Here is an 18,861-nt window from a genome sequence, read left to right on the forward strand (position 1 = left end):
TCTTCCTACATTTGGTTTCATGACGCGCCCATGACACGCCATGACCGCGCCCCTTTTTGAGAACGATGAAACATGCTGAGATCCGACTGCCTTGATAGCGCCACGGCCTGGTTTGACGAGGGCCACTTCTTCGACGTCCTGCAAAGGCGCGTCGCCCTGCGCACCGAAAGCGACAGCGGCAAACCCAACCCCGCGCTGGGCGACTATCTGCGCGGCGAAATGACGGACTCCCTGCGCGCGCTCGGCTTTACCTGCAGCGTCCTGCCCAATCCCGTCGAGGGCGCCGGCCCCTTCCTGGTCGCGCGGCGCGTGGAAGACACGGCGCTGCCCACCGTGCTGACCTACGGCCACGGCGACGTGGTCAGCGGCCAGGAAGGGCGCTGGCGCGAAGGGCTGCAGCCCTGGGAACTGGTGCGCGAAGGCGAACGCTGGTACGGCCGCGGCACCGCCGACAACAAGGGCCAGCACACCGTCAACCTGGCCGCGCTGGCCAGCGTGATCCAGGCGCGCGGCGGGCGCCTGGGCTACAACGTCACGCTGCTGCTCGAGATGGGCGAAGAAGCCGCCTCGCCCGGCCTGCATGCTTTTTGCGAAAGCCATCGCGCCCAGCTCAAGGCCGATTTGCTGATCGCCTGCGACGGCCCGCGCGTGCATGCCGACAAGCCCACGCTGTTCCTGGGCTCGCGCGGCGCAATCAATTTCAGCCTGCGCCTGCGCGCGCGCGACAAGGCCTACCACTCGGGCAACTGGGGCGGGGCCCTGCTGAACCCGGCCACCGTGCTGGCCAGCGCCGTGGCTTCGCTGGTCGATGCGCGGGGCCGCATCCTGGTGCCGGCCCTCAAGCCGCGCGCGCTGCCCCTGTTGGTGCGCCGCGCGCTGGCCGATGTGCACATAGGCGGCGGCGAGGACGACCCGCTGCCCGATGCCCACTGGGGCGAGCCCGGCCTCAGCACGGCCGAACGCCTGATCGGCTGGAACACCCTCGAAGTGCTGGCGCTGGGCGCCGGCTCGCCGCAGCGCCCCGTCAATGCGATTCCCGGCGAAGCCGTGGCCCATTGTCAGCTGCGCTTTGTGGTCGGCACGCCTTACCAGGACCTTGCCTCCATCCTGCGCAAGCACCTGGACCGCCACGGCTTCAACCGGGTCGAGGTGGAGATCACGCTGACGGGCGCGGCCACGCGCCTGGACCTGGACCACCCCTGGGTGGGCTGGGCGCAGCGCTCCATAGGGCAGAGCAGCGGCAAGCCGGTCGTCACCCTGCCCAACCTGGCCGGCTCGCTGCCCAACGACGTCTTCGCCGACCTGCTGGGCCTGCCCACCTTGTGGGTGCCGCACTCCTACCCGGCCTGCGCCCAGCACGCGCCCGACGAACACCTGCTGGCGCCCGTCGCCCGCGAAGGCCTGCGCATCATGGCCGGCCTGTATTGGGACCTGGGCGAGCCCGCAGGCTTGCCCTGGCACGCCGCGCCGGCCGCCGCCTGAGTTGTTTTTGTTCTGATTGCCCCCACTGGAGTTGCCCATGCCGTTCCCCATGCCTTCCGCTGCACGCCGGTCCCTGCTTCAGGCGGCCCTGCTGGCCGCCGCCTGTTCCGCCCTCGCGTTTCCCGGCCTGTCGCAAGCGCAGGCACAGGCCTGGCCCGCCAGGCCGATCAAGCTGGTCGTTCCTTTCCCGCCGGGCGGCGGCACCGACGTGGCGGCCCGCATCATCGGCGAGCGGCTCAGCGCCCGCCTGGGCCAGCCCGTGATCATCGACAACAAGCCGGGCGCTTCCACCGCCATCGGCGTGGTCATGGTCAGCGCGGCCGAGCCCGACGGCTACACGCTGCTGTTCTCCGGCTCCAGCAGCTACACCGTCAACCCCGCGGTGCGCAGCAAGCTGGGCTACGACCCCTTCAAGCAGCTCTCGCCCATTGCCATGGTCGCGCGCACGCCGCTGGTGCTGGTGACCGCGTCCACCGGGCCCTACAAAACCCTCAAGGACGTGCTGGCCAAAGCCAAGGCCGCCCCGGGCACCCTGACCTATGCCACCTTCGGGGCCGGCTCGGCGCCGCACCTGGCCGGCGAGCTGCTGGCCAGCGCCACCGGCGTGAAGTTCTCCGCCATTCCCTACAAAGGCAGCGCCGAGGCCGACATCGGCGTGGTGCGCGCGGACGTCAGCATGGGCATAGACACCCTGGCAGCCGTCAATCCCCTGGTGCAATCGGGCAAGCTGCGCGCCCTGGCCGTTATCAGCGAAAAGCGTTCCCCGCAGATGCCCAACGTGCCCGCGTACGGCGAACTGCAGCTGTCGCCGGCCTTGCTGGACGGCTGGTACGCGCTGGCCGCGCCCGCGGGCATTTCACCGGCCGTGCGCGACCAGCTGCTGCAGGCCTTGTCGGCCGTGATGGCCGATCCTGCTGTAGGCAAGAAGCTGCAGCAGCAGTCCCTGGAGCCGGCCTTCCTGGGCCCGCAGGCGCTGCGCGATGTGATGGATTCGGAGATCGCGCGTTATCGCGCGCTGGTGGCGCGCGCCAATATCCGGGTCGATTGATTGTTCAGGGCGCGGCCACGGCCTCGCGAAGCGCCGAGTCGATGTCGGCCCGCCTCTTGAAGACCAAGGAGCCCTGGTCCTTGATACCGTGCTCCGAGGCGATGGCCACCGGGTCCACGGCGGTCAGCCAGACGGCGCCGTCTTTCTCCCAGGCGGCGGCACGCAGCGGCAGGGCCATTACCGCGGCCGGGTTGGACTGCATCAGCGGGGTGCCGGCGGCGGGGTTGCCGAAGATGAGTTCTTCGGTCGACGCGAGCTGCAGGCCGGCGTCTTGCGCGGCACGGGCGTGGTTGATGTGCGCGATGATGGCGTTGCCCCGCGCGCGCAGGATTTTTTCAAGCCTGGCCATGGTCTCCTTCACCGTGAAAGGGCTTTGCTGCACCCGTAGCCTGGCGGTCGCCAGCGGCGGGCCCAGGCGCGCGTCATAGGCCCCGGCAATGCGGCGCGCCAGCTGCGTGAGGTCCACGCCTTCCTTGTTGGCCAGCAGCGTCACGCACAGCAGCTCGGATGCATCGGTGAAACGGCTCAACAGCGAAGAGAAACCGGCGCCGTCACCCGTCGTCACCATCAAGCCCTTGTGCCCCGGGAAATACCAGGGCCCCGAAGACACCCCGCCTTCGGGTGCGGAATAAATCCATCTGCGCAGCGCCGGCGACGCGATCAAAATTTCGCCGGCCAGGCCCACGTCCCACAGCGACACATCGAGCGCCGAGGCATAGATGCGCAGGCCCGTGGGCACGGCGATGGCGCCGCCTGCGGCATAACCCGTGGCCGGTTCGCTGGGATTGATCAGGGCCGGGGTTTTCAGAAAGGCGCTGTGCGGCCGGGCGTTCCTCACGTCTTTTTCCCAGGCCAGCGAGGCAAGGGTGCTGCCGAAGGTGGTGTGCTTCAGGCCCAGGCGCTCGATCTGGTTCACGCGGATGTGGTCTTCGGCCGGCAGGCCGCTGGCCTGCGCGACCAGGGGCGCCAGCCACTGCGATGTCGTGTTGCCACCGCGTATGGCCTGGCCCACGGTGAGGCCCGCGGGCGCGCCCGGCACAAAGCGCGAGACCGCGTCGTCGAGGCCGAGCTTGTTGGCCTCCACCAGTTGCAGCACCGCCACCGCAAGGTAGGCATTCGCCATCTGGCCGATGTCGAACATCGTGTTCGACGCCGAGAGCCGGCGCGACGCGACATCGCTGAGCCCGTAACCCGTCACCCGCGTGATGTAAGGCGCCTGCACAATCGCCACCGCCATGCCCGAAATCCCCTGTTCGGCCATGAAGGTGGAGATCATCTGGTCTATCGATTGCCCGGCATAGGCTACCTCGGGATTGCCGCGCTGCGCCCAGGCACTGGAATGGCCTGCCGCCAGCAGCAGGCCGGCGAAAAAGAATTTATGCAGGGAAAAAACAAGCTTGTGCATGGCGGCGCCCCCCCGTGGTTTTGCGGGAGTATGGCACGCGCCGCCAGGCAATAGCACTACAGGGCTCTGACGGGCACGCACAGCCAGCAGCTGAAGTTTCCTGTTTTCGGGTCCATCACAAAGTCTTCGTCATACAGTTCCAGCGCCGGGTTGTTGTCCGGCTGGTAGCCGCTTTGCGGCAGCCACTCGGCGAACATGTGCGTCCAGGCTTCGTGCACATCGTTGCCCGGCTTGCCGGTGAAGCGGCCGCAGGCATAGCGCCCGCCGCCAAAGTTTTGCACACCGATTTCGCCCTGGGGTTTGAAGGACTCGTCCACTTCTATGCAGGCGTCGTAGCGGCACTTGTCCGCCGGCGTGATCTCGGGGTTGTCCTGGCTGATGCCGTACATCTTGGGGCGCGGGTTCATGTAGCCGTTCTGGCCGCACCAGGCAACAAAGCGTTGCCACAGCTGTGCCACGCCGTCGCCGTAAGGCCCGGTGTTGCGCAGATAGGCCAGGCGCATGGGGGGAAGGGTTTTGAGTTCAATGTGCATGGCAAGGGTTCTTTCGGATGAAGGGACCGGCCCGGCGGGCCAGAGGGTTCTATCTTTAAACAACGCCATGATGGATTCTTGATTCGGCTTGTGATTGCCTTGATGAATCTTGCTAAGTTCAATCTGCCGGTGCGTCGCCCACTCGCGCCAGCCCCCGCGCCGCCACGCTGTGGGCGTCGTGCCGAAGTGGGTGCGAAAGGCACGGCTGAAGACTTCCGCTGAAGCAAAGCCCGTGTCGAGCGCTATCTGCAGCGCGGTCTGCGACGTAAAAATCAGGCGCTGGGCGGCGGCCTCCAGCCGCAGGCGGCGCACGCAGTCGGCCAGGGTTTCGCCCGTCACCGCCTGGAACACGCGGTGGAAATGCCAGGGCGAAAAATACGCCACACCGGCCAGCGCCTGCAAATCCAGCGTGCCGGCCAGGTTGGCGCTGATGTGGTCCACCACGCGGTTGATGCGGGCGATATAGGTGCTACGGGCCGCGGGGCTGGAAAGAAGTTCTGTCATGGATGTCAGTTCAGCTCAGCCACGAATTTTTCGGCCTGCGCCAGCATGCCTTCGCGTATGGCCGTGAATACGGGCATGGGGAAATCCGGCGGCAACTGCGCCGCCACGCGCTCCAGCGCGTCGGGCACCTGCAGCACCAGCGCCACCATCTGGTCGAAGGCGCCCGGCACGCCGCTTTGCCGCGCCAGGGCCTCCCAGTGGCGGGTGCGGATCTCGTGCAGGTGGTAGTGCGTATTCTTGTTGCGCAAGGCCATGGCCAGTTTGGCGCGGCGCGGGCTGACCTGGTTGGGCCCGCTGCCGATGATGGGCCAGGCCGACAGCACGTCATACAGCGGCGTCATGCGAAAGCTGCCGCCGCGCTCCAGGAAGATGGAGAAGTTTTTGGCATGGCCGTCGGTGGCCCCCATGATCCAGAAAGCCAGCTGGACCTGCGCGAAATGCAGTGCGTCCGCGCGTGCATTGCTGCCACCGCCCAGCAAGTCCAGGCCCGCGCGTATGCCGGGGCCGCCATCGCTTTCATACTTGAGGTCGCCGGGCGTCCCGGTGGCCTGGCAGAAATCCTCTTGCGGCAACCTCGCAATCCATGCGCCGCCGTCCATCCAACGCCTGTCGAAGCGCTCCACGATCAGCACTTTTCGATCGCCGAAGCGGCCCATCTGTGTGGGCGCGACCTCAAACCCCAGTTCCCCCAGCAGGGTGGCGCAGAGCCATTCGTTTTCCACTGAGTCCGTCATGTCGGCGCGCATATTGCCCACCAGGCCCAAGGGCAGCTTGAAGATGTGCGTGGTCGGCGTAGAGCCCGAAGGCAGGTGCCAACGCTGGCCTATGCGCAGCAGCGCGGTTTTTTCCTGGGCACCGGCAATGGAAACCCTGAAATCATCCGCGAGCGAGGCGCCTTCCGCGTCATCGCCTGTCACCTCGCCCAGCAGCGCCTCCACCTGGCTGTCGCTCAGCGGCGTGCTGTCGATGCGGTCGTGCGGCGGTGGTTGCAGACCTTGCGGCATCAGCTGCAGCGCGCCCACGCAGTCCCGGCCCACGGCGGCCAGCAGGTCGGCCGCGCGAATGGAAGAGGTCCCAAAGCGCCGCCGCAGCCGTTCGCGAATGCGGCCGCTGTCGGGCAGCAGGTTGTCGAAGTAATGCTCGACCTTGGCGCCCATCACGTCGCCGCCGCCGGCCGGCATGGGAAGCGAGACCGACAGCGGGCGCGCCTGGGGCGAGCGCAGCCAGCTCTCGTCGTAGCGAAAGCCCGGGGTGCCGGTGCGCGTCCAGAACCACAGGCCCACGTGCTGGCCGTTCATCCACACATCAAGATCGGCGAATGCCATGGGCCACCTTTTGAAACTGCCTCGTCATGATTTTCTCAAGCGTTTTCCCCGGCTACCAATCGGCCGTGGGGCTGTTCGCGGTGGGGGCGGGTGGTGCGTCGGTCTCGGCATAGCGCCGCAAGTCTGCCAGCAGCACTCGCGCATCCAGCGCGTGCAACACCTGAAGCAACTGGTCGAGGCTTACCGCGCCGGGGTTTTTTTCAATATCGGCCATGCGGACTTGTTTGACGCCTATGCGCTGACCCAACGCGGTCTGCGTCAGCCCGCGTGCTTTTCGCAGCGATTTCAAATGCACTGACAGCTGTGCTGATGTCTGAACAGGAAAGGTTTGAAGTGTGCTCATTAATACCACCTTTGAGTGATATTTGCACAATATCGTTTTTATACAATATTGTCAATATATCGTTCAAAGGCGATCAAATGGCCCGGCTTGTGCTGTCCCGCCGGCACCGCGTTTTGCGAGGCCTGGAGCCTGTTAACAGTCCCTAGGCCGCTTTACGAATCGTGCCCTGCGCCGCGGCGCACAGCGTGCGCTCCCCACCGCGCAGCACAAAGATGTCGCAGCGGCACACGGCCTGCGTCTTGCCGCTGCCCACCACCGTGGCCACGGCCAGCAGGCGTTCGGCATCCCTGGCCGGCCGCAGGTAGTTGATCTTGAACTCGGCCGTTACCGAATCGCCCAGCACCGAACCGCCCGCGAAGGTGAGCGCGTTGTCCGCTAAATAAGACAGCACACCGCCGTGCACAAAGCCATGCTGCTGCAGCAGGCCGGGCACCACCGGCACCGACAGTTCCGCGCTGCCGGGCGTAAAGGCGTCGAGCCTCGCATCCAGCAGTGCGCTGAAAGGCTGCCGGCTCAATACCTCGCGGCCGAAGCGCAGCAGCTCATCCGGTTGCTCAGCGGGCATGCCGGCTCCCCGCAAAAGGCGGTGCCGGCCGCCGGCGGCCGCCCGAGGCCAGCCAGCGCAGCAGCCGTACACCCGCCGTCCGCGCTACAGGCCGGGGCTCAATGCCCAGCGAGACCTGGGTCTGCGACAGCACGTCCTCCACGCACACGTCGTGCAGCGGCCTTATGACCAACAGCCAGTAGAGCAGGGCAGCGCCGCGCGTTCGCATCTCGATGCGATGCTCGAGCACGCAATGCGCGGGCGTAGCGTCCAATACCTCAAAGCCGTGCCAGCCATCAAACCCCTTGGGCCTGGTGAACCGGAAACGCACCGACTGGCCCGGTGTGTAGGCTTCCACCGTATAGCGTATCGGGCCATGGCCGCCGATGGCGCCTACGGCCAGCGGCCTGTCGAACTTCATGCGCGGCCAGTCCCACCCCGGCCATAGCGCATCCGCCGGAGAACCCAGCGAGTCAATCAGCGTACCCACGCGTTCGGGGCTCGCATGCAGCAGGCGTTGATGAACGTTCACGACTTTCATACAGACACTCCTTGTTGAATTTCTCTTGGGTAGTCGGCTCAGGCCGCCACGGCCATCCAGGCGCCGTGCTCCAGCGCGGCCCGCAGCTTGGGCGCGACAGCCGGCTCAGGCTGGCTGACCCAGCGCTGCGTCAGCGACATGGATGGCGAGAACACCAGCGCCATCCACACATGAAAAGGCATGGCCCGTATCTCGCCGGCTTCCACGCGCTGTTCCATCCACAGCTTCAGCGCGGCAAGGGCGTGCTCGTTGGCCGTGCTGGTCTCGGCGCCGTCCGTCATGTCGCCGCCGCGCCGCAGCGTGTGCAGCAGCCGCGCCTGGTCCGGGTGTTGCAGCACCCACTGGATATAGGCGCGCACCAGGCCCTTGACGCCGGCCTGGGCCGAGGCCTTGCCGGCAATCGGCTGCATCAGCGCCGTGTGGAAGTCGCGCAGCATGTGGGCATACAGCGCATCGGCCAGCAGCGCCTTGGTCGGGAAGTGGTGGTACAGGCTGCCGTTGCTCACGCCGGCCTCCTGGCGCACCATGTCCATGGAGGCGGCCGTGAAGCCCTGGGCCAGGAACACCCTGGTGGCGGCCTCGAGCAGGCGATCCCGGGTAGAGAGTGGGGTGGAAGGCGTGGAGGAAGGGGTGGCGCTGGAATCCATGACTAGAGTATCACTCTAGACCAGCACTCTGTCAACCACCCATTGGCCCGCCTTGCCGCGGGCAGGCCGCGGCCAAATTGGCGACAATGCAGCCCAGAAAGCGAGAAACCGAACATGCCCCTGCACTTTGCCGACCGCCTCAACAACGTTGAAACCTCCGCCATCCGCGAACTCTTCAAACTGCTGGGCAAGCCCGGCATTGTCAGTTTTGCCGGCGGCTTCCCCGACCCCGCCATGTTCGACGTGGCCGGCATCCAGGAAGCCAGCAACAAGGCCCTCACGGAAGAACCCGGCGGCGCGCTGCAATACGGCGCCACCGAAGGCTACGGCCCGCTGCGCGAACAGCTCAGCGCCTTTATGGCCACCAAGGGCGCCAAGGACGTCGCCCCCGAAAACCTCATCGTCACCACCGGCAGCCAGCAGGCGCTCGATTTGCTCGGCAAGACCATGATCTCGCCCGGCGACAAGGTCATCGTCGAAGGTCCGACCTTCCTCGCCACCATCCAGTGTTTCCGCCTCTACGGCGCTGAACTCATCAGCGCACCCATCGACGCCCACGGCGTCAAGACCGACGAGCTCGAAAAGCTCATCGCCCAGCACAAGCCCAAGTTTGTCTACCTGATCCCCACCTTCGGCAACCCCAGCGGCGCGCTGCTGAGCCTGGAGCGCCGCAAGCAGGTGCTGGAAATGGCCGTCAAGCACCAGACCCTGGTCGTCGAGGACGACCCCTACGGCGACCTCTACTTCGGCGAAGCGCCGCCCCCTTCGCTGCTGGCGCTCAGCCCCAGCGTGCCCGGCAGCCGCGAGCTGCTTGCCCACTGCGGCTCCCTCAGCAAGGTGCTGAGCCCCGGCCTGCGCGTGGGCTGGATGGTCGCCCCCGCCGAGCTGCTGGCCAAGGCCACCATGTGCAAGCAGTTCAGCGACGCCCACACCAGCACCTTCGCCCAGGCCACCGCCGCCCAATACCTGAAAGCCGGCCGCATGCCCGACACCCTCAAGCGCGTGCGCAAGGTGTACGGCGAACGCGCCACCGCCATGGGCAATGCCTTGAAACGCGAACTCGGCGACGCGATTGAATTCACCCAGCCGCAAGGCGGTTTGTTCTTCTGGGCTCGCCTCACGGGCGCGGGCGGCAAAAGCAAGGACGCCGGCGAGTTCGCCAAAAAGGCCATTGAACAACTCGTGGCCTTTGTCCCCGGCGCGCCTTTCTACGCGGCCAACCCAGACCTCGCCACCTTGCGCCTGAGCTTTGCCACGGCCGATGTGGCGAAGATTGAAGAGGGTGTGGGGCGGCTTGGGAAGGCTCTGTAAATAAAGGGTGAAAGCCTCGTGCAGGCAGGCGTCTTAAGTCCACATTTTCAGTTCAGGAAATAAATCGGATGACTCACAACAAAAGCTCGCTAGCCACCCTGACGCTGCTCTGCGGGTTGGTGCTCTGCGGCAGCGCGGCGTTTGGTCAGGTCAAGCGACCTTGCTCCCAGTACCTCAGTGATTCCGCTTCGGCGGGCCTTCTTGGCAAGGCAGCAACGACGGCGGACAAGGATGGGCAATATTCCAGGGAAAAGGATCAGGAAAGCCTTTTTTGCCATTGGGGTGCCAAATTCCCGCCTCATGTGCCGGGTGCACCGGAGATTTACGCTCAGTTGGACCTGCAAATTACCCAGCATGCGTCGGCGATTTCGCTCAAACAAGCAATACTTCCTTGGCCCACGGGACCCAAGATCAAACTGGAGAAAATTCCGGAGTTCGGGCCTGAGGGGGTGTTCTTTCAGGACTCGGATCGAAACGTGGCGATGGTGATTGGCAACAAGGGCTTGAAAGTTTTCAGCATTTCAGTCGATATGGGGTTGGTCAAGGCATTGCCATCGGATGTGCGGTCAAAGCTGATGCAAGCCGGAAAAACGGCGATGTCGACTTTGTGAACTCCATCCCTTCCCGGATATCCCGGGCCACCCGCCGCTCTTTCCTGCTGCTATCCTGCGCCGCCTTCTTCAGCATGGCGGCCGCGCCCGGGTTCAGTCAGTCGGGAAGCACACAGCCCGCCGCACCGGCTGCGCCGCCGCAAGCCACCGCGGCGCCCAACCCCGAAGATGCCGCGCTGGGCCAGCAACTGATGGCCGCCGCCCAATTGCTGCAACTCCGCCAGCCCGAGCGCGCGATCACCGAGCACCTCGACAAAATCATTGCCGCCTATGAGCTGCGCTACCAGGGCCAGGCATCCAGGCCCTACACCGGCCGCTCACAGATGGAAGGCCTGATGTACCTCCTGGAAGCAGCCGCTTCCAAACAAGAGCCCAAGCAGGGCGCCATCATCGTGCCGCAGACCTGGTCCGACGCCTGGTACCTCAAGGCCTACGCGCTGATAGAGCTCAGGCGCGCGGCCGAAGCGCGCAGCGCGCTTGAAGCCGCCCTGGCCCTGGCGCCGCGCAACTCCCAGTACCTGGGCGAGCTGGGCACCTGGTACCTGGGCCAGCGCAACTGGCCCCAGGCCCTGAAGATTTTTGAACAGGCCGAAGCCGCCGCCAAGGAGTTTTCCCCGCCCGAGGTGAAGAACAAGGAGCTGTCCCGCGCCTGGCGCGGCATTGCTTATGTGTATGTCGAACAAGGCCGCTGGGACGATGCCGAAAAGGTCTACCTCCAGTGCCTGGAACTCGACAAGAACGACAGGCGTGCCCAGAACGAACTTAATTACGTGCGTACCCAGCGGCCCACACAGCGTGCGCCGGCCGCCGTCACGCCCTGAAGCTGGCTTGATGACCAGCCACAGCTGGGGGCCTTACTCGTTGATCTCCACCTCCACCAGCTTGCCCAGCAACACCAGCGACTGCTGCCAGCCCACATAACACTGGTCCGCGGGGATCACCGCGGGAATGCCTTCCTGCACCACCTGCATTTCCACGCCGGCCGAGACTTTGGCCAGCGTGATGGTGGTGGTCATCTCGCCCGGCAGGTTGGGGTCGTCGAAGCTGGCGGTGTAGCGCAGGCGCTCGCCGGGCTTGAGCTCCAGGTAGGTGCCGCCAAAGGAGTGGCTGTGGCCGTTGGTGTGGTTGGTGAATGACATCCTGTACTTGCCGCCGACCTTGGCATCCATTTCATGCACGGTGCCGGTAAAGCCGTTGGGCGGCAGCCATTCGCTCATGGCGGCGGGGCTGAGGAAGGCGCGGTACACCCTGTCAGGGGTGGATTGCAGGACCCGGTGAAGCTTGACGGTATTGGTAGTCATGGCGTGTTTCCTTGGTTAATGACAGAGACAAAAGAGAGAAGGCGGGGACGGCCCTCTACCTGTACGACGAATGGACCACGGCGGGATCGACATGGTGTTTGAAAAATCTTGAATATTTTCTGTCCGGTCCCGCTTCATTCCCGGGACCAGACCGCAAGCTCATACCCATCCGCGTCCAGGAAATGAAAGCGCCGCCCGCCGGGGAAGGCAAAAATCTCCAGCTTGATGGTGCCGCCCGCAGCCAGCACGCTGTCGCGCGCGGCCTCCAGCTTGTCGGCATACAAAATCACCAGCGGCCCGCCCACGGGCGAAGGCGCCGCCTGCGTCGTGAAGCCGCCCTTCATCGCGCCGTCAGAGAACTCGGTGTACTGCGGGCCGTAGTCGGTAAACGTCCAGCCAAAAGCCTTGCCGTAAAAGGCCTTGGCTTTGGCGATGTCGCTGACGTTGAGCTCGAGGTAATTGATGCGACAGTTTTCGGGCGTGGCGGGCATGGTGTCTCCGTAAGTTTTTGGGTAATCCGCCATTTTGCACAGGCGACACAACGATGCCAGAAGGGTTTTGCGGGCGAGTACACGTTTTGCCTGCACTGCCTACAATCCAGGAGCGCGTGGGCCTGTTGCCCGCTACCTTGATTCGGGCCCGTTCACCTTCATGACTTCAGCCGCTGCGCCTGGCGCCACCCGCACCTCCTCCATCTCCCCCGCCACCCGCCGCTCCATCCTGCTGCTGTCATGCGCCACCTTTGCCAGCATGGTGGCCCAGCGCATTTGCGACGCCATGCTGCCCGAGCTCTCACGCGTGTTTGCCGTCAGCCTGGCCCAGGCGGCGCAAGTGGTGTCGGTGTTTGCCGTGACCTACGGCATCTCGCAACTGTTTTACGGCCCGCTGGGCGACAGGCTGGGCAAGTTCCGCATCGTCACCTTTGCCGCGCTGGGCTGCAGCGTGGGCAGCGCGGTCGCCGTGTTCGCGGGCAGCCTCGATATGCTGCTGCTCGCCCGCATCATGATGGCCCTGGGCGCCGCCGCGCTGATCCCCCTGGCCATGGCCTGGATAGGCGACGCCGTGCCGCCCCACGAACTGCAGGAAATGCTCACGCGCACCGGCCTGGGCAGCACCCTGGGCATTGTGTGCGGCCAGCTGCTGGGCGGGCTGCTGACGGATGCACTCGGCTGGCGCTGGGCATTTGCGTTTCTGGTGCTGCTGTTTGGCGCTGTGGGCTCGCTGCTGTGGGGCGATTTGCGCCGGCAGCAGGCGCTGCCAAAAGCAGCGGCCGAGGCAGGGGCGACCACTGCACACGGAGCACCCGTGGTGCGCCCGCATTTCCTCAAACAGGCTTTATTGATCGCCAGCCGACCCTGGCCGCGCACCATCCTGCTGCTGGCCGTGATTGAAGGTGCCATGGGTTTTGGGGTGCTGGCCATGTGGGCCTCGCATTTGCACCATGCTTTGGGTTTGTCACTCTCGGCCGCAGGCGCCATCGTCGCGCTCTTCGGCCTGGGCGGCGTGGGCTATATGGCCGCCGGCCGCGCGCTGATTCCCCGCCTGGGGCAGCACGGCCTGGTCTTGCTGGGCGGCGGGCTGCTCGGCATCAGCGCGCTGGTGGTGGCCTACATCCCGCACTGGGGCCCGGCCATCCCGGCCAGCCTGGTCGGCGGTTTTGGTTTCTTTATGTTCCACAACGTCATGCAGGCCAACGCCACCCAGATTGCGCCCGAGGCGCGCGGCACGGCCGTCTCACTGTTTGCGTCTTTTTTATTCCTGGGCCAGTCCCTGGGCGTGGTGCTGGCCGCGGCCTTGATAGGCCGTGTAGGAAGCAGCGCCGTGGTGGCGCTGGGGGGAGGGGTGATGGCGGTGGAGGGGGCTTATTTTGCTTGGGTGTTGAGGCGGCGAAATTGAGCTCTGCGACCTTGTGGCTTTTTGAGTAGGTACACAGATAGTGTCGAGAATGGTCTCTGTGCTTTCTCCTCCAATCAAAGGAGGAAATTAATTAACTTCTGTCATAAATTGTGTGGGCGTTTGTCGCATCACCAGGGAGAGGTTTATGGCAACTCGAAAAGACAAGGGATCTAAACTACCAGAAAGGTCCCGCCGGCGTCGAAATGCTGCCGGACATGCAGCAGCAAGAAATGCGATAAGCCTTGATGACCTGATCGATGTTTACCGAACGCATTTCTCCCAGGGTCGAGCCGCTGAATTGACTAGATATAAAAAAGATATTCAGTTTTCGAGAGCACTTGAACTGGCTGCTAAAGCACTCATTCCCGCGCCTGATCGAGTATCAGGATTTTCAAGAGAGCCGCATCAGTGGCGCTTGAAAGCTGCAAATCTCAAACAAGGTTACTTGGAGCTAAAAGAGCTCCGCCTCGATTTGCTCAGTGCTCATACATTTGAACGGCTACTGACGGCGACTAAAAGGGTTGCAAAGTCAATCGATGGATTGGGTGAGATGTGGGCATTCGACACAGCATTTCGTCTCAGTATCTTTTTTGATTGTGAGCCTAAAGATATCTATCTTCATGCTGGATGCCGCAAGGGGGCCGCAAGCATTCTCGGACATGCTAAAGGTGAATTTGTCTCCATTCGCTCGTTTGGCAAGCTTAAGAAATTGGGGCCGGCACATCTTGAGAGCTTCTTGTGCACGCTAAAAGACTACTTGCATCCCAAGCTGTTGGGTTAGTACCCTGAGATTTGGGCCTCAGTAAATCTAAGGAGAAATATGCACGAGCTAGAAGTTCTCGGCGCTACCTTAAGGGCACTATATGGGAGATGACGCACTGTTAGCTTTGCCTATGGAAAATCCGACCTCGAAACCTGCGCTGTCGATTGGTGATCGCAAGGATCTGGTTGATCTAGCAGAGACGGCCGGAATAGAGAATTTGCGAGCGAGATTGCAGACGGCAGAAATGTTGGCAAAGGAGGCCGGGAATACGCTGACCTTAGTGTTGGCAGGCATGGCCGGATCGCTCGCATATGCTGGAAAATTGCTGGAGCCGGGACCTGCACTATCTTCGGTGTGGGGGGCGGCAGCAGTCAGCGCGTGGCTTGCTTATATTGGTGGATCGCTAGTAAGCAGGTGCCTCACGATTGGCATGATTTATCCGGTCTTTAATGAGCCAAAGAATATTTTTCAGCCCAACCTAAATCTGACTACTTTGGAGATACGTGAGTTTGAATTGGAAAATATTCAAGCACGAATATCCATGGTTGTTCGGAAAAATGAGATCGCAGCCCACTGGTTGAATAGGCTGCGAAAAATGGCGGCAGCCACACCGCTAGTTTTCAGTATCGCGGTCGTGTTGGCGGTATGCCTTTAGGCTCTGGTCCGCGTCTGTCTGGTTCTGGTTGTGGAATTGGATTTGTGGCTTTGGTCATATTGTTGGCTCTTGGTTTTCGACAGGCACATTTGTGCGAATTTTCGCAATCTCTTCGTAATACTTAAACGATAGCTTGGTGAAGAGTTGCGGGTCCGCGTGCTGGACAAACGAGAGATGTCCTCTGAGTTTTGAAATTTCCTCGGATTTCAGTGTTTCGGACTGATAGTGCTTGAGAAGTAGTCTGAGATGGTCACGATACTTTGCATGAATCCCTACCTCTCCGCTTGGTTTTATCCGTAAACCTGTAATAAGTGTTGAGCCACTTTCTCGGCTCATGAAGCGTGTTTTCTTTGAGTTAATTTTTAATCTCGGGCTCTCGGTTTGATCGAGGAGTTTTGTCATTTCTCTTAGAAACTTTATGCAGGCACCCTTCTTCGATGTTGAAAAAAGATAGTCGTCTGCATATCTAGTTAGGACTGCGTCACCAAATTTTTCAGGGGAGCTGGCTATTAAAAATGATAGCTTCTCATCCAGATCGACCATCACAATGTTGGCTATGCGAGGCGATGACGGGTAACCGACAGGAAGGCGATCACTTTTATCAAAGCAAGTCTGTCGCAAGGTGGCGCAAACGTCAGAATTTAGTGCCCAAGTCGGAAGAGTGGCTTGTGCGCGCTTCATTGACTGCAAAAGATCAGTAAAGCGGATGGAAGGAAAAAAATTTGAGATATCTATTCGAACGGAATACTTCGAAAAGCGATGAGGTTCCGCATTCTTAATAATGGAAGCTTCTGGTTCAAAGGCAGTGGCGATGGGGCTAATAGTCAACGAATTTAGAAGTCGCGCAAGAAACCATCGTTGAATCATCTTTGTTTCAACTGCTGGGTTGACTAGCGTTCTGGTCCCGCCAGATTGCTTCTTAATTCGCACCACCCGATAACTGACTTGTGCGACCTCAACTGCATCCTCTAACCACTTTCGAGGTACTTTCAAATCCAGGGAAATCTGATCCAGGATGTCAAACAATTTGAAATCTCTCTGGATTATTTTTCAAATGAAAAGTTCTGAACGCCGCCGTTAGTGCGCTGATATCACCCCTGTATTCAAGATATGGCTCGAATGAGTCAGTTCGATAAATCCATGTTTCCTTAATTTGATAGCTATGAATAAGACCTGCAGATCGCAGAATACCTAATAGCCTCTTCAGCATGTCGTAAGGTTTTTTGCCAAACAGATGGACTAGTACATTAACCAACTCTTCATGAGTGGTGGGGCCAGTGAAAAGTACAAGATCATGTACGAAATAGAGCGACGCCTTATTAGCAGATAGCTCAGAAACTTCGTGATTGACTTTCACTTGTCCGCTGAGAGGGCTCACGTAAACAGCCTGTTGTAAATCGCCGAATACGGCCCCTATGCCATCCACTTGGGAGGTGCTTCCTTCGTTCATTGGATACCAAAGGACTGGCGATTTTTCCTCGTGCAATGCAGCTATGGGACCAGTATTAATAAAAGAGGGTTGTTTCTCAAAAGCTGAGTTATTAATGACGATTAGTTTTTTTCTGAGTGCGGGATGAGCAAATGCTCCCAACTCACAGAAAGCACTGGGGCTTTCGAGGATTAAGACGATCTTGTCGGCAATGTTCGAAATTTCATGCTCGAGGTCGAGAACATTTCGCTGATGCCGGCCGATATTTTGTAGTTCGTGAAAAACCGCTTCTGCATACACTACCTTGTTATCGGCAGAGAGTTTTTCAATAAATTTCTTAATCGCCTCTCGGCGGGCAGAGGGTTCTCCGGTAGCCTGATTTGCACCGCAAAGAAAAATCAATTGATTTGAGCGAGAAAGAAAGAACTGACTGGCCGCGAGGGCCAGTCGAAATTTTTTCAATCTATTGCTGGTAGCACTTCGTTCAGATTGAACAACGTGCTTCAACATGCCTACTTGAGCGTCGATGGTGGCCGCTTCGGACTTTCTGCCGACTGGCGGAAATCCGAAGCGGACTCCATCGCCGAAGGCTAAAAATTCTAGGTGAGTTGCAACCCGCAACCCAGTTTGGACAAGCCAAACAAAATGCTAGGCGGGTCAATTATTACTTCCGAACGTCTCGATAAGCAAGTGCTTGTAAGCGTTGTCTCACTATTTCTCCGGTGATGTAGCCTTTTTAGATGATTTACTGACGCGCGTTCGAATAGAAATGGATACAACTACTCCTCTAAATGTAGGAGGACGTGCGCGTAATTTTTTGAATAGATGCTCGCATTTTCAGAAAAGCAAAGGACTTATCTCAACTGCTGCGAGAGAGGTTCTTTGAAGTCTTAGGAAGTCAACGTGGCGTCGCCATCAAATGCTTGAATTGGAAAGATAGCCATTAGGCCCCTCTATTCGGCTAAACAGCGTATGGTCTTCACCCCGTACTAATCACCGCCACAAACTCCGTCCCACTCTCAGGCAACCACACCTCCCCAGGCCGCCCCAGAATCTGCCGCCCCGCGACATTGGCGCGGGGCAGGGAGGTCACTTCAAAGCTTCTCGCAGCCCAGGTCAAAGCGCAGCATCGCGATGTTTCTCCCGAGCGTTGTCAGGGGCGAATGCCTGACATCTCCATCAAAGCCCAACACCTCGAGAGGCAAACTCCACAACTGCCGGGTCACGAAGAAGAATGGCCTGCGCCAACTCGCGCGCCAAGGTGCTGACGGCATATTGTTGTGCCTCGGCAGCGGAGTATGTGTTGCCCAGTTCGGCGCCCCAGACGGCGTCGGAATCCACCAGGACGAATTCGGGGACCGGCTGGGAAAAAGAGGCATGAAATGCAATGATGTGCCGGTTCTGCCATGTGGTGCCCGTGCCCCATTCACCCAAGGTGATTTGCAGGTCAAGCCCGCGCTGCCGGTCGCCCTCAAACCAGCGGGCGAGGTAGGTGGCCAGCGGAGCGCCCGCCCTGTAGATGTCGCCGTGCGCAACGCACACGGGCTCCGCGCAGCCTTCAAAGTCCTCGAAGATGTCGCTGCCCAGTTCGGTGAATGTCAGGTCTTCAGACATGCCTGGCCCTTGCGGAAGCCGTGCTGGCTGGAATGCTGCTACTGAGCTTCTTCACGAACCGCGCCTCCTCACTTCGATTGAGAGAAAACTGGCTCGGAGAAATCCTGAGGTGTCAGCGTGACATCGCCGTCGAATGCACGCGCCACCGCTGTGGCATAGACCGGCGCCCAGTTTTTCAGAGCTTCATAGAAATTTTCGCGGGCTGAGTTCTGCGTCACCACCTTGACATTCCAATCGTTAAAAGCGCGAGCGGATTTCTTGCTTTTAGGTATTCCATAGGGCTGAGGGTTAAAGGCGACACGCATCACGAGACAGTCGTAAGACGTGTATTTGGTGACGATGATGAAAGGCATGTCGGAAGAGTATTTGGTGCCGGCCGATACGATGTCGCGAGCCCAAGCTTGGAAAACCTCGCCTCTGGATCCACTGACAATACCGCTTAGATAGCCTATTCGAATACAGAACTGATCGTTAAAACTGCGCTTTCGGTCGTCAATCCAGTAAGAATCGCCCAGCGTTTTGCACGGCTCATCGACCCAATTGAGGTTGTTGGATTGCTTGGTTGCCGATATCGTCAAAAGCCGGTTGAGTCTTCCTTCCAGAACTTCGTCGAAAGTGATATCAAGCATGGTCGCACCACCGCCAGATGTGCTGGCGTCGCGCTCGGCCTGGTAGATGACGCGCCACTTTCCCGCTGGCAAAGTGATGACGCGGCGGCCGTACTTGAACGCGCCTGAGACGGTGTCGCCAGCATGCAATGAGCCGGCCGTTACAACCGGCTCTTGTGCGTACGTGAACTGAAGCGAGAAAAGAAGTAGCGCCGCAAGTAATCCCCGGAGAAGCGTCGATGTGGTTTTGGTGGTGGCTGGCAGCATTGGATCCCTCGGTTTGCTGGTCGTTTTTATGGGG

At 60.9% G+C, this 18,861-nt stretch carries 21 protein-coding genes; 8 read left to right on the plus strand and 13 right to left on the minus strand.

Going from position 1 to position 18,861, the window contains the following annotated elements; translation table 11 throughout:
- The first annotated feature begins 72 nt into the window (after positions 1–72).
- Entirely contained in the window at positions 73–1,482 is a 1,410-nt protein-coding gene (locus AC1D09_RS20390) for a M20 family metallopeptidase (RefSeq protein ID WP_477662011.1), read from the plus strand.
- A 37-nt stretch (positions 1,483–1,519) separates the two neighbouring features.
- The gene (locus tag AC1D09_RS20395; protein WP_477662012.1) at positions 1,520–2,530 is read left to right on the plus strand and encodes a Bug family tripartite tricarboxylate transporter substrate binding protein; all 1,011 of its coding nucleotides are present in this window, start codon (positions 1,520–1,522) and stop codon (positions 2,528–2,530) included.
- 4 nt (positions 2,531–2,534) lie between these two features.
- On the opposite strand, the gene AC1D09_RS20400 is transcribed toward AC1D09_RS20395, so the two are convergent.
- The 7 genes from AC1D09_RS20400 to AC1D09_RS20430 form a co-directional block, all read right to left on the minus strand.
- Positions 2,535–3,935 carry a serine hydrolase gene (locus AC1D09_RS20400; protein WP_477662013.1) on the minus strand — a complete coding sequence of 467 codons (1,401 nt, stop codon included), beginning with the start codon at positions 3,933–3,935 and terminating at the stop codon, positions 2,535–2,537.
- A gap of 56 nt (positions 3,936–3,991) precedes the next feature.
- On the minus strand, positions 3,992–4,972 hold the full coding sequence (locus tag AC1D09_RS20405) for an AraC family transcriptional regulator (RefSeq protein WP_477701202.1): 981 nt from the start codon (positions 4,970–4,972) through the stop codon (positions 3,992–3,994).
- 5 nt (positions 4,973–4,977) lie between these two features.
- On the minus strand, positions 4,978–6,297 hold the full coding sequence (locus tag AC1D09_RS20410) for a type II toxin-antitoxin system HipA family toxin (RefSeq protein ID WP_477662015.1): 1,320 nt from the start codon (positions 6,295–6,297) through the stop codon (positions 4,978–4,980).
- 52 nt (positions 6,298–6,349) lie between these two features.
- The gene (locus AC1D09_RS20415; protein ID WP_007873948.1) at positions 6,350–6,640 is read right to left on the minus strand and encodes a helix-turn-helix domain-containing protein; all 291 of its coding nucleotides are present in this window, start codon (positions 6,638–6,640) and stop codon (positions 6,350–6,352) included.
- 142 nt (positions 6,641–6,782) lie between these two features.
- Entirely contained in the window at positions 6,783–7,205 is a 423-nt protein-coding gene (locus AC1D09_RS20420; protein WP_477662016.1) for a PaaI family thioesterase, read from the minus strand.
- The gene (locus tag AC1D09_RS20425) at positions 7,195–7,725 is read right to left on the minus strand and encodes an SRPBCC family protein (RefSeq protein WP_413328329.1); all 531 of its coding nucleotides are present in this window, start codon (positions 7,723–7,725) and stop codon (positions 7,195–7,197) included. The genes AC1D09_RS20420 and AC1D09_RS20425 overlap by 11 nt, the downstream gene beginning before the upstream one ends.
- 38 nt (positions 7,726–7,763) lie before the next feature.
- Positions 7,764–8,372, minus strand: a complete 609-nt coding sequence (locus AC1D09_RS20430) for a TetR/AcrR family transcriptional regulator (RefSeq protein ID WP_477701203.1) — start codon at positions 8,370–8,372, stop codon at positions 7,764–7,766.
- A gap of 120 nt (positions 8,373–8,492) precedes the next feature.
- Here AC1D09_RS20430 and AC1D09_RS20435 point away from each other — a divergent pair, with 120 nt between their 5' ends.
- From AC1D09_RS20435 to AC1D09_RS20445, 3 genes are all read left to right on the plus strand, one after another.
- Positions 8,493–9,683 (plus strand): aminotransferase-like domain-containing protein, encoded by a 1,191-nt coding sequence (locus AC1D09_RS20435; RefSeq protein ID WP_477662065.1) that lies wholly within the window; start codon positions 8,493–8,495, stop codon positions 9,681–9,683.
- Between the two features lie 68 nt (positions 9,684–9,751).
- Positions 9,752–10,294, plus strand: a complete 543-nt coding sequence (locus tag AC1D09_RS20440) for a hypothetical protein (RefSeq protein ID WP_477662018.1) — start codon at positions 9,752–9,754, stop codon at positions 10,292–10,294.
- The gene (locus AC1D09_RS20445) at positions 10,291–11,115 is read left to right on the plus strand and encodes a tetratricopeptide repeat protein (RefSeq protein WP_477662019.1); all 825 of its coding nucleotides are present in this window, start codon (positions 10,291–10,293) and stop codon (positions 11,113–11,115) included. Before AC1D09_RS20440 ends, AC1D09_RS20445 begins: the two co-directional genes overlap by 4 nt.
- 33 nt (positions 11,116–11,148) lie before the next feature.
- Here the strand turns inward: AC1D09_RS20445 and AC1D09_RS20450 are convergent, their stop codons facing one another.
- Positions 11,149–11,595, minus strand: coding sequence for an SRPBCC family protein (locus tag AC1D09_RS20450; protein ID WP_477662020.1), 447 nt, complete (start codon positions 11,593–11,595; stop codon positions 11,149–11,151).
- Between the two features lie 134 nt (positions 11,596–11,729).
- Positions 11,730–12,086: a VOC family protein gene (locus AC1D09_RS20455; RefSeq protein WP_477662021.1), complete on the minus strand. Its 357-nt coding sequence runs from the start codon at positions 12,084–12,086 to the stop codon at positions 11,730–11,732.
- Positions 12,087–12,246: 160 nt separating this feature from the next.
- Here AC1D09_RS20455 and AC1D09_RS20460 point away from each other — a divergent pair, with 160 nt between their 5' ends.
- The 3 genes from AC1D09_RS20460 to AC1D09_RS20470 all read left to right on the plus strand — a co-directional run bounded on the left by AC1D09_RS20460 (position 12,247) and on the right by AC1D09_RS20470 (position 14,909).
- A complete protein-coding gene (locus AC1D09_RS20460) occupies positions 12,247–13,491 on the plus strand; it encodes an MFS transporter (protein WP_477701204.1) in 1,245 nt (414 codons plus the stop codon).
- A 145-nt stretch (positions 13,492–13,636) separates the two neighbouring features.
- Positions 13,637–14,272 carry a hypothetical protein gene (locus tag AC1D09_RS20465; RefSeq protein WP_477662023.1) on the plus strand — a complete coding sequence of 212 codons (636 nt, stop codon included), beginning with the start codon at positions 13,637–13,639 and terminating at the stop codon, positions 14,270–14,272.
- 112 nt (positions 14,273–14,384) lie between these two features.
- A complete protein-coding gene (locus tag AC1D09_RS20470; protein ID WP_477701205.1) occupies positions 14,385–14,909 on the plus strand; it encodes a hypothetical protein in 525 nt (174 codons plus the stop codon).
- Positions 14,910–14,963: 54 nt separating this feature from the next.
- Here AC1D09_RS20470 and AC1D09_RS20475 read toward each other — a convergent pair whose 3' ends face one another.
- The 4 genes from AC1D09_RS20475 to AC1D09_RS20490 all read right to left on the minus strand — a co-directional run bounded on the left by AC1D09_RS20475 (position 14,964) and on the right by AC1D09_RS20490 (position 18,827).
- Positions 14,964–15,935 (minus strand): retron St85 family RNA-directed DNA polymerase, encoded by a 972-nt coding sequence (locus AC1D09_RS20475; protein WP_477662025.1) that lies wholly within the window; start codon positions 15,933–15,935, stop codon positions 14,964–14,966.
- Positions 15,928–16,848, minus strand: coding sequence for a retron St85 family effector protein (locus AC1D09_RS20480; protein ID WP_477662026.1), 921 nt, complete (start codon positions 16,846–16,848; stop codon positions 15,928–15,930). Before AC1D09_RS20480 ends, AC1D09_RS20475 begins: the two co-directional genes overlap by 8 nt.
- A gap of 669 nt (positions 16,849–17,517) precedes the next feature.
- Positions 17,518–17,952: a hypothetical protein gene (locus tag AC1D09_RS20485; protein ID WP_477662027.1), complete on the minus strand. Its 435-nt coding sequence runs from the start codon at positions 17,950–17,952 to the stop codon at positions 17,518–17,520.
- A gap of 68 nt (positions 17,953–18,020) precedes the next feature.
- Entirely contained in the window at positions 18,021–18,827 is an 807-nt protein-coding gene (locus AC1D09_RS20490; protein ID WP_477662028.1) for a hypothetical protein, read from the minus strand.
- Between the last annotated feature and the right edge of the window lie 34 nt (positions 18,828–18,861).

The sequence above is a fragment of the Polaromonas sp. P1_A2 genome (assembly GCF_056406895.1).

What these genes read in the sequence shown, in the direction of transcription:
- AC1D09_RS20390 (WP_477662011.1), top strand. Translation starts at nt 73, where the DNA reads ATGCTGAGATCCGACTGCCTTGATAGCGCCACGGCCTGGTTTGACGAG.
- AC1D09_RS20395 (WP_477662012.1), top strand. Translation starts at nt 1,520, where the DNA reads ATGCCGTTCCCCATGCCTTCCGCTGCACGCCGGTCCCTGCTTCAGGCG.
- AC1D09_RS20400 (WP_477662013.1), bottom strand. Translation starts at nt 3,935, where the DNA reads ATGCACAAGCTTGTTTTTTCCCTGCATAAATTCTTTTTCGCCGGCCTG.
- AC1D09_RS20405 (WP_477701202.1), bottom strand. Translation starts at nt 4,972, where the DNA reads ATGACAGAACTTCTTTCCAGCCCCGCGGCCCGTAGCACCTATATCGCC.
- AC1D09_RS20410 (WP_477662015.1), bottom strand. Translation starts at nt 6,297, where the DNA reads ATGGCATTCGCCGATCTTGATGTGTGGATGAACGGCCAGCACGTGGGC.
- AC1D09_RS20415 (WP_007873948.1), bottom strand. Translation starts at nt 6,640, where the DNA reads ATGAGCACACTTCAAACCTTTCCTGTTCAGACATCAGCACAGCTGTCA.
- AC1D09_RS20420 (WP_477662016.1), bottom strand. Translation starts at nt 7,205, where the DNA reads ATGCCCGCTGAGCAACCGGATGAGCTGCTGCGCTTCGGCCGCGAGGTA.
- AC1D09_RS20425 (WP_413328329.1), bottom strand. Translation starts at nt 7,725, where the DNA reads ATGAAAGTCGTGAACGTTCATCAACGCCTGCTGCATGCGAGCCCCGAA.
- AC1D09_RS20430 (WP_477701203.1), bottom strand. Translation starts at nt 8,372, where the DNA reads ATGGATTCCAGCGCCACCCCTTCCTCCACGCCTTCCACCCCACTCTCT.
- AC1D09_RS20440 (WP_477662018.1), top strand. Translation starts at nt 9,752, where the DNA reads ATGACTCACAACAAAAGCTCGCTAGCCACCCTGACGCTGCTCTGCGGG.
- AC1D09_RS20450 (WP_477662020.1), bottom strand. Translation starts at nt 11,595, where the DNA reads ATGACTACCAATACCGTCAAGCTTCACCGGGTCCTGCAATCCACCCCT.
- AC1D09_RS20455 (WP_477662021.1), bottom strand. Translation starts at nt 12,086, where the DNA reads ATGCCCGCCACGCCCGAAAACTGTCGCATCAATTACCTCGAGCTCAAC.
- AC1D09_RS20460 (WP_477701204.1), top strand. Translation starts at nt 12,247, where the DNA reads ATGACTTCAGCCGCTGCGCCTGGCGCCACCCGCACCTCCTCCATCTCC.
- AC1D09_RS20465 (WP_477662023.1), top strand. Translation starts at nt 13,637, where the DNA reads ATGGCAACTCGAAAAGACAAGGGATCTAAACTACCAGAAAGGTCCCGC.
- AC1D09_RS20470 (WP_477701205.1), top strand. Translation starts at nt 14,385, where the DNA reads ATGGAAAATCCGACCTCGAAACCTGCGCTGTCGATTGGTGATCGCAAG.
- AC1D09_RS20480 (WP_477662026.1), bottom strand. Translation starts at nt 16,848, where the DNA reads ATGTTGAAGCACGTTGTTCAATCTGAACGAAGTGCTACCAGCAATAGA.
- AC1D09_RS20485 (WP_477662027.1), bottom strand. Translation starts at nt 17,952, where the DNA reads ATGTCTGAAGACCTGACATTCACCGAACTGGGCAGCGACATCTTCGAG.
- AC1D09_RS20490 (WP_477662028.1), bottom strand. Translation starts at nt 18,827, where the DNA reads ATGCTGCCAGCCACCACCAAAACCACATCGACGCTTCTCCGGGGATTA.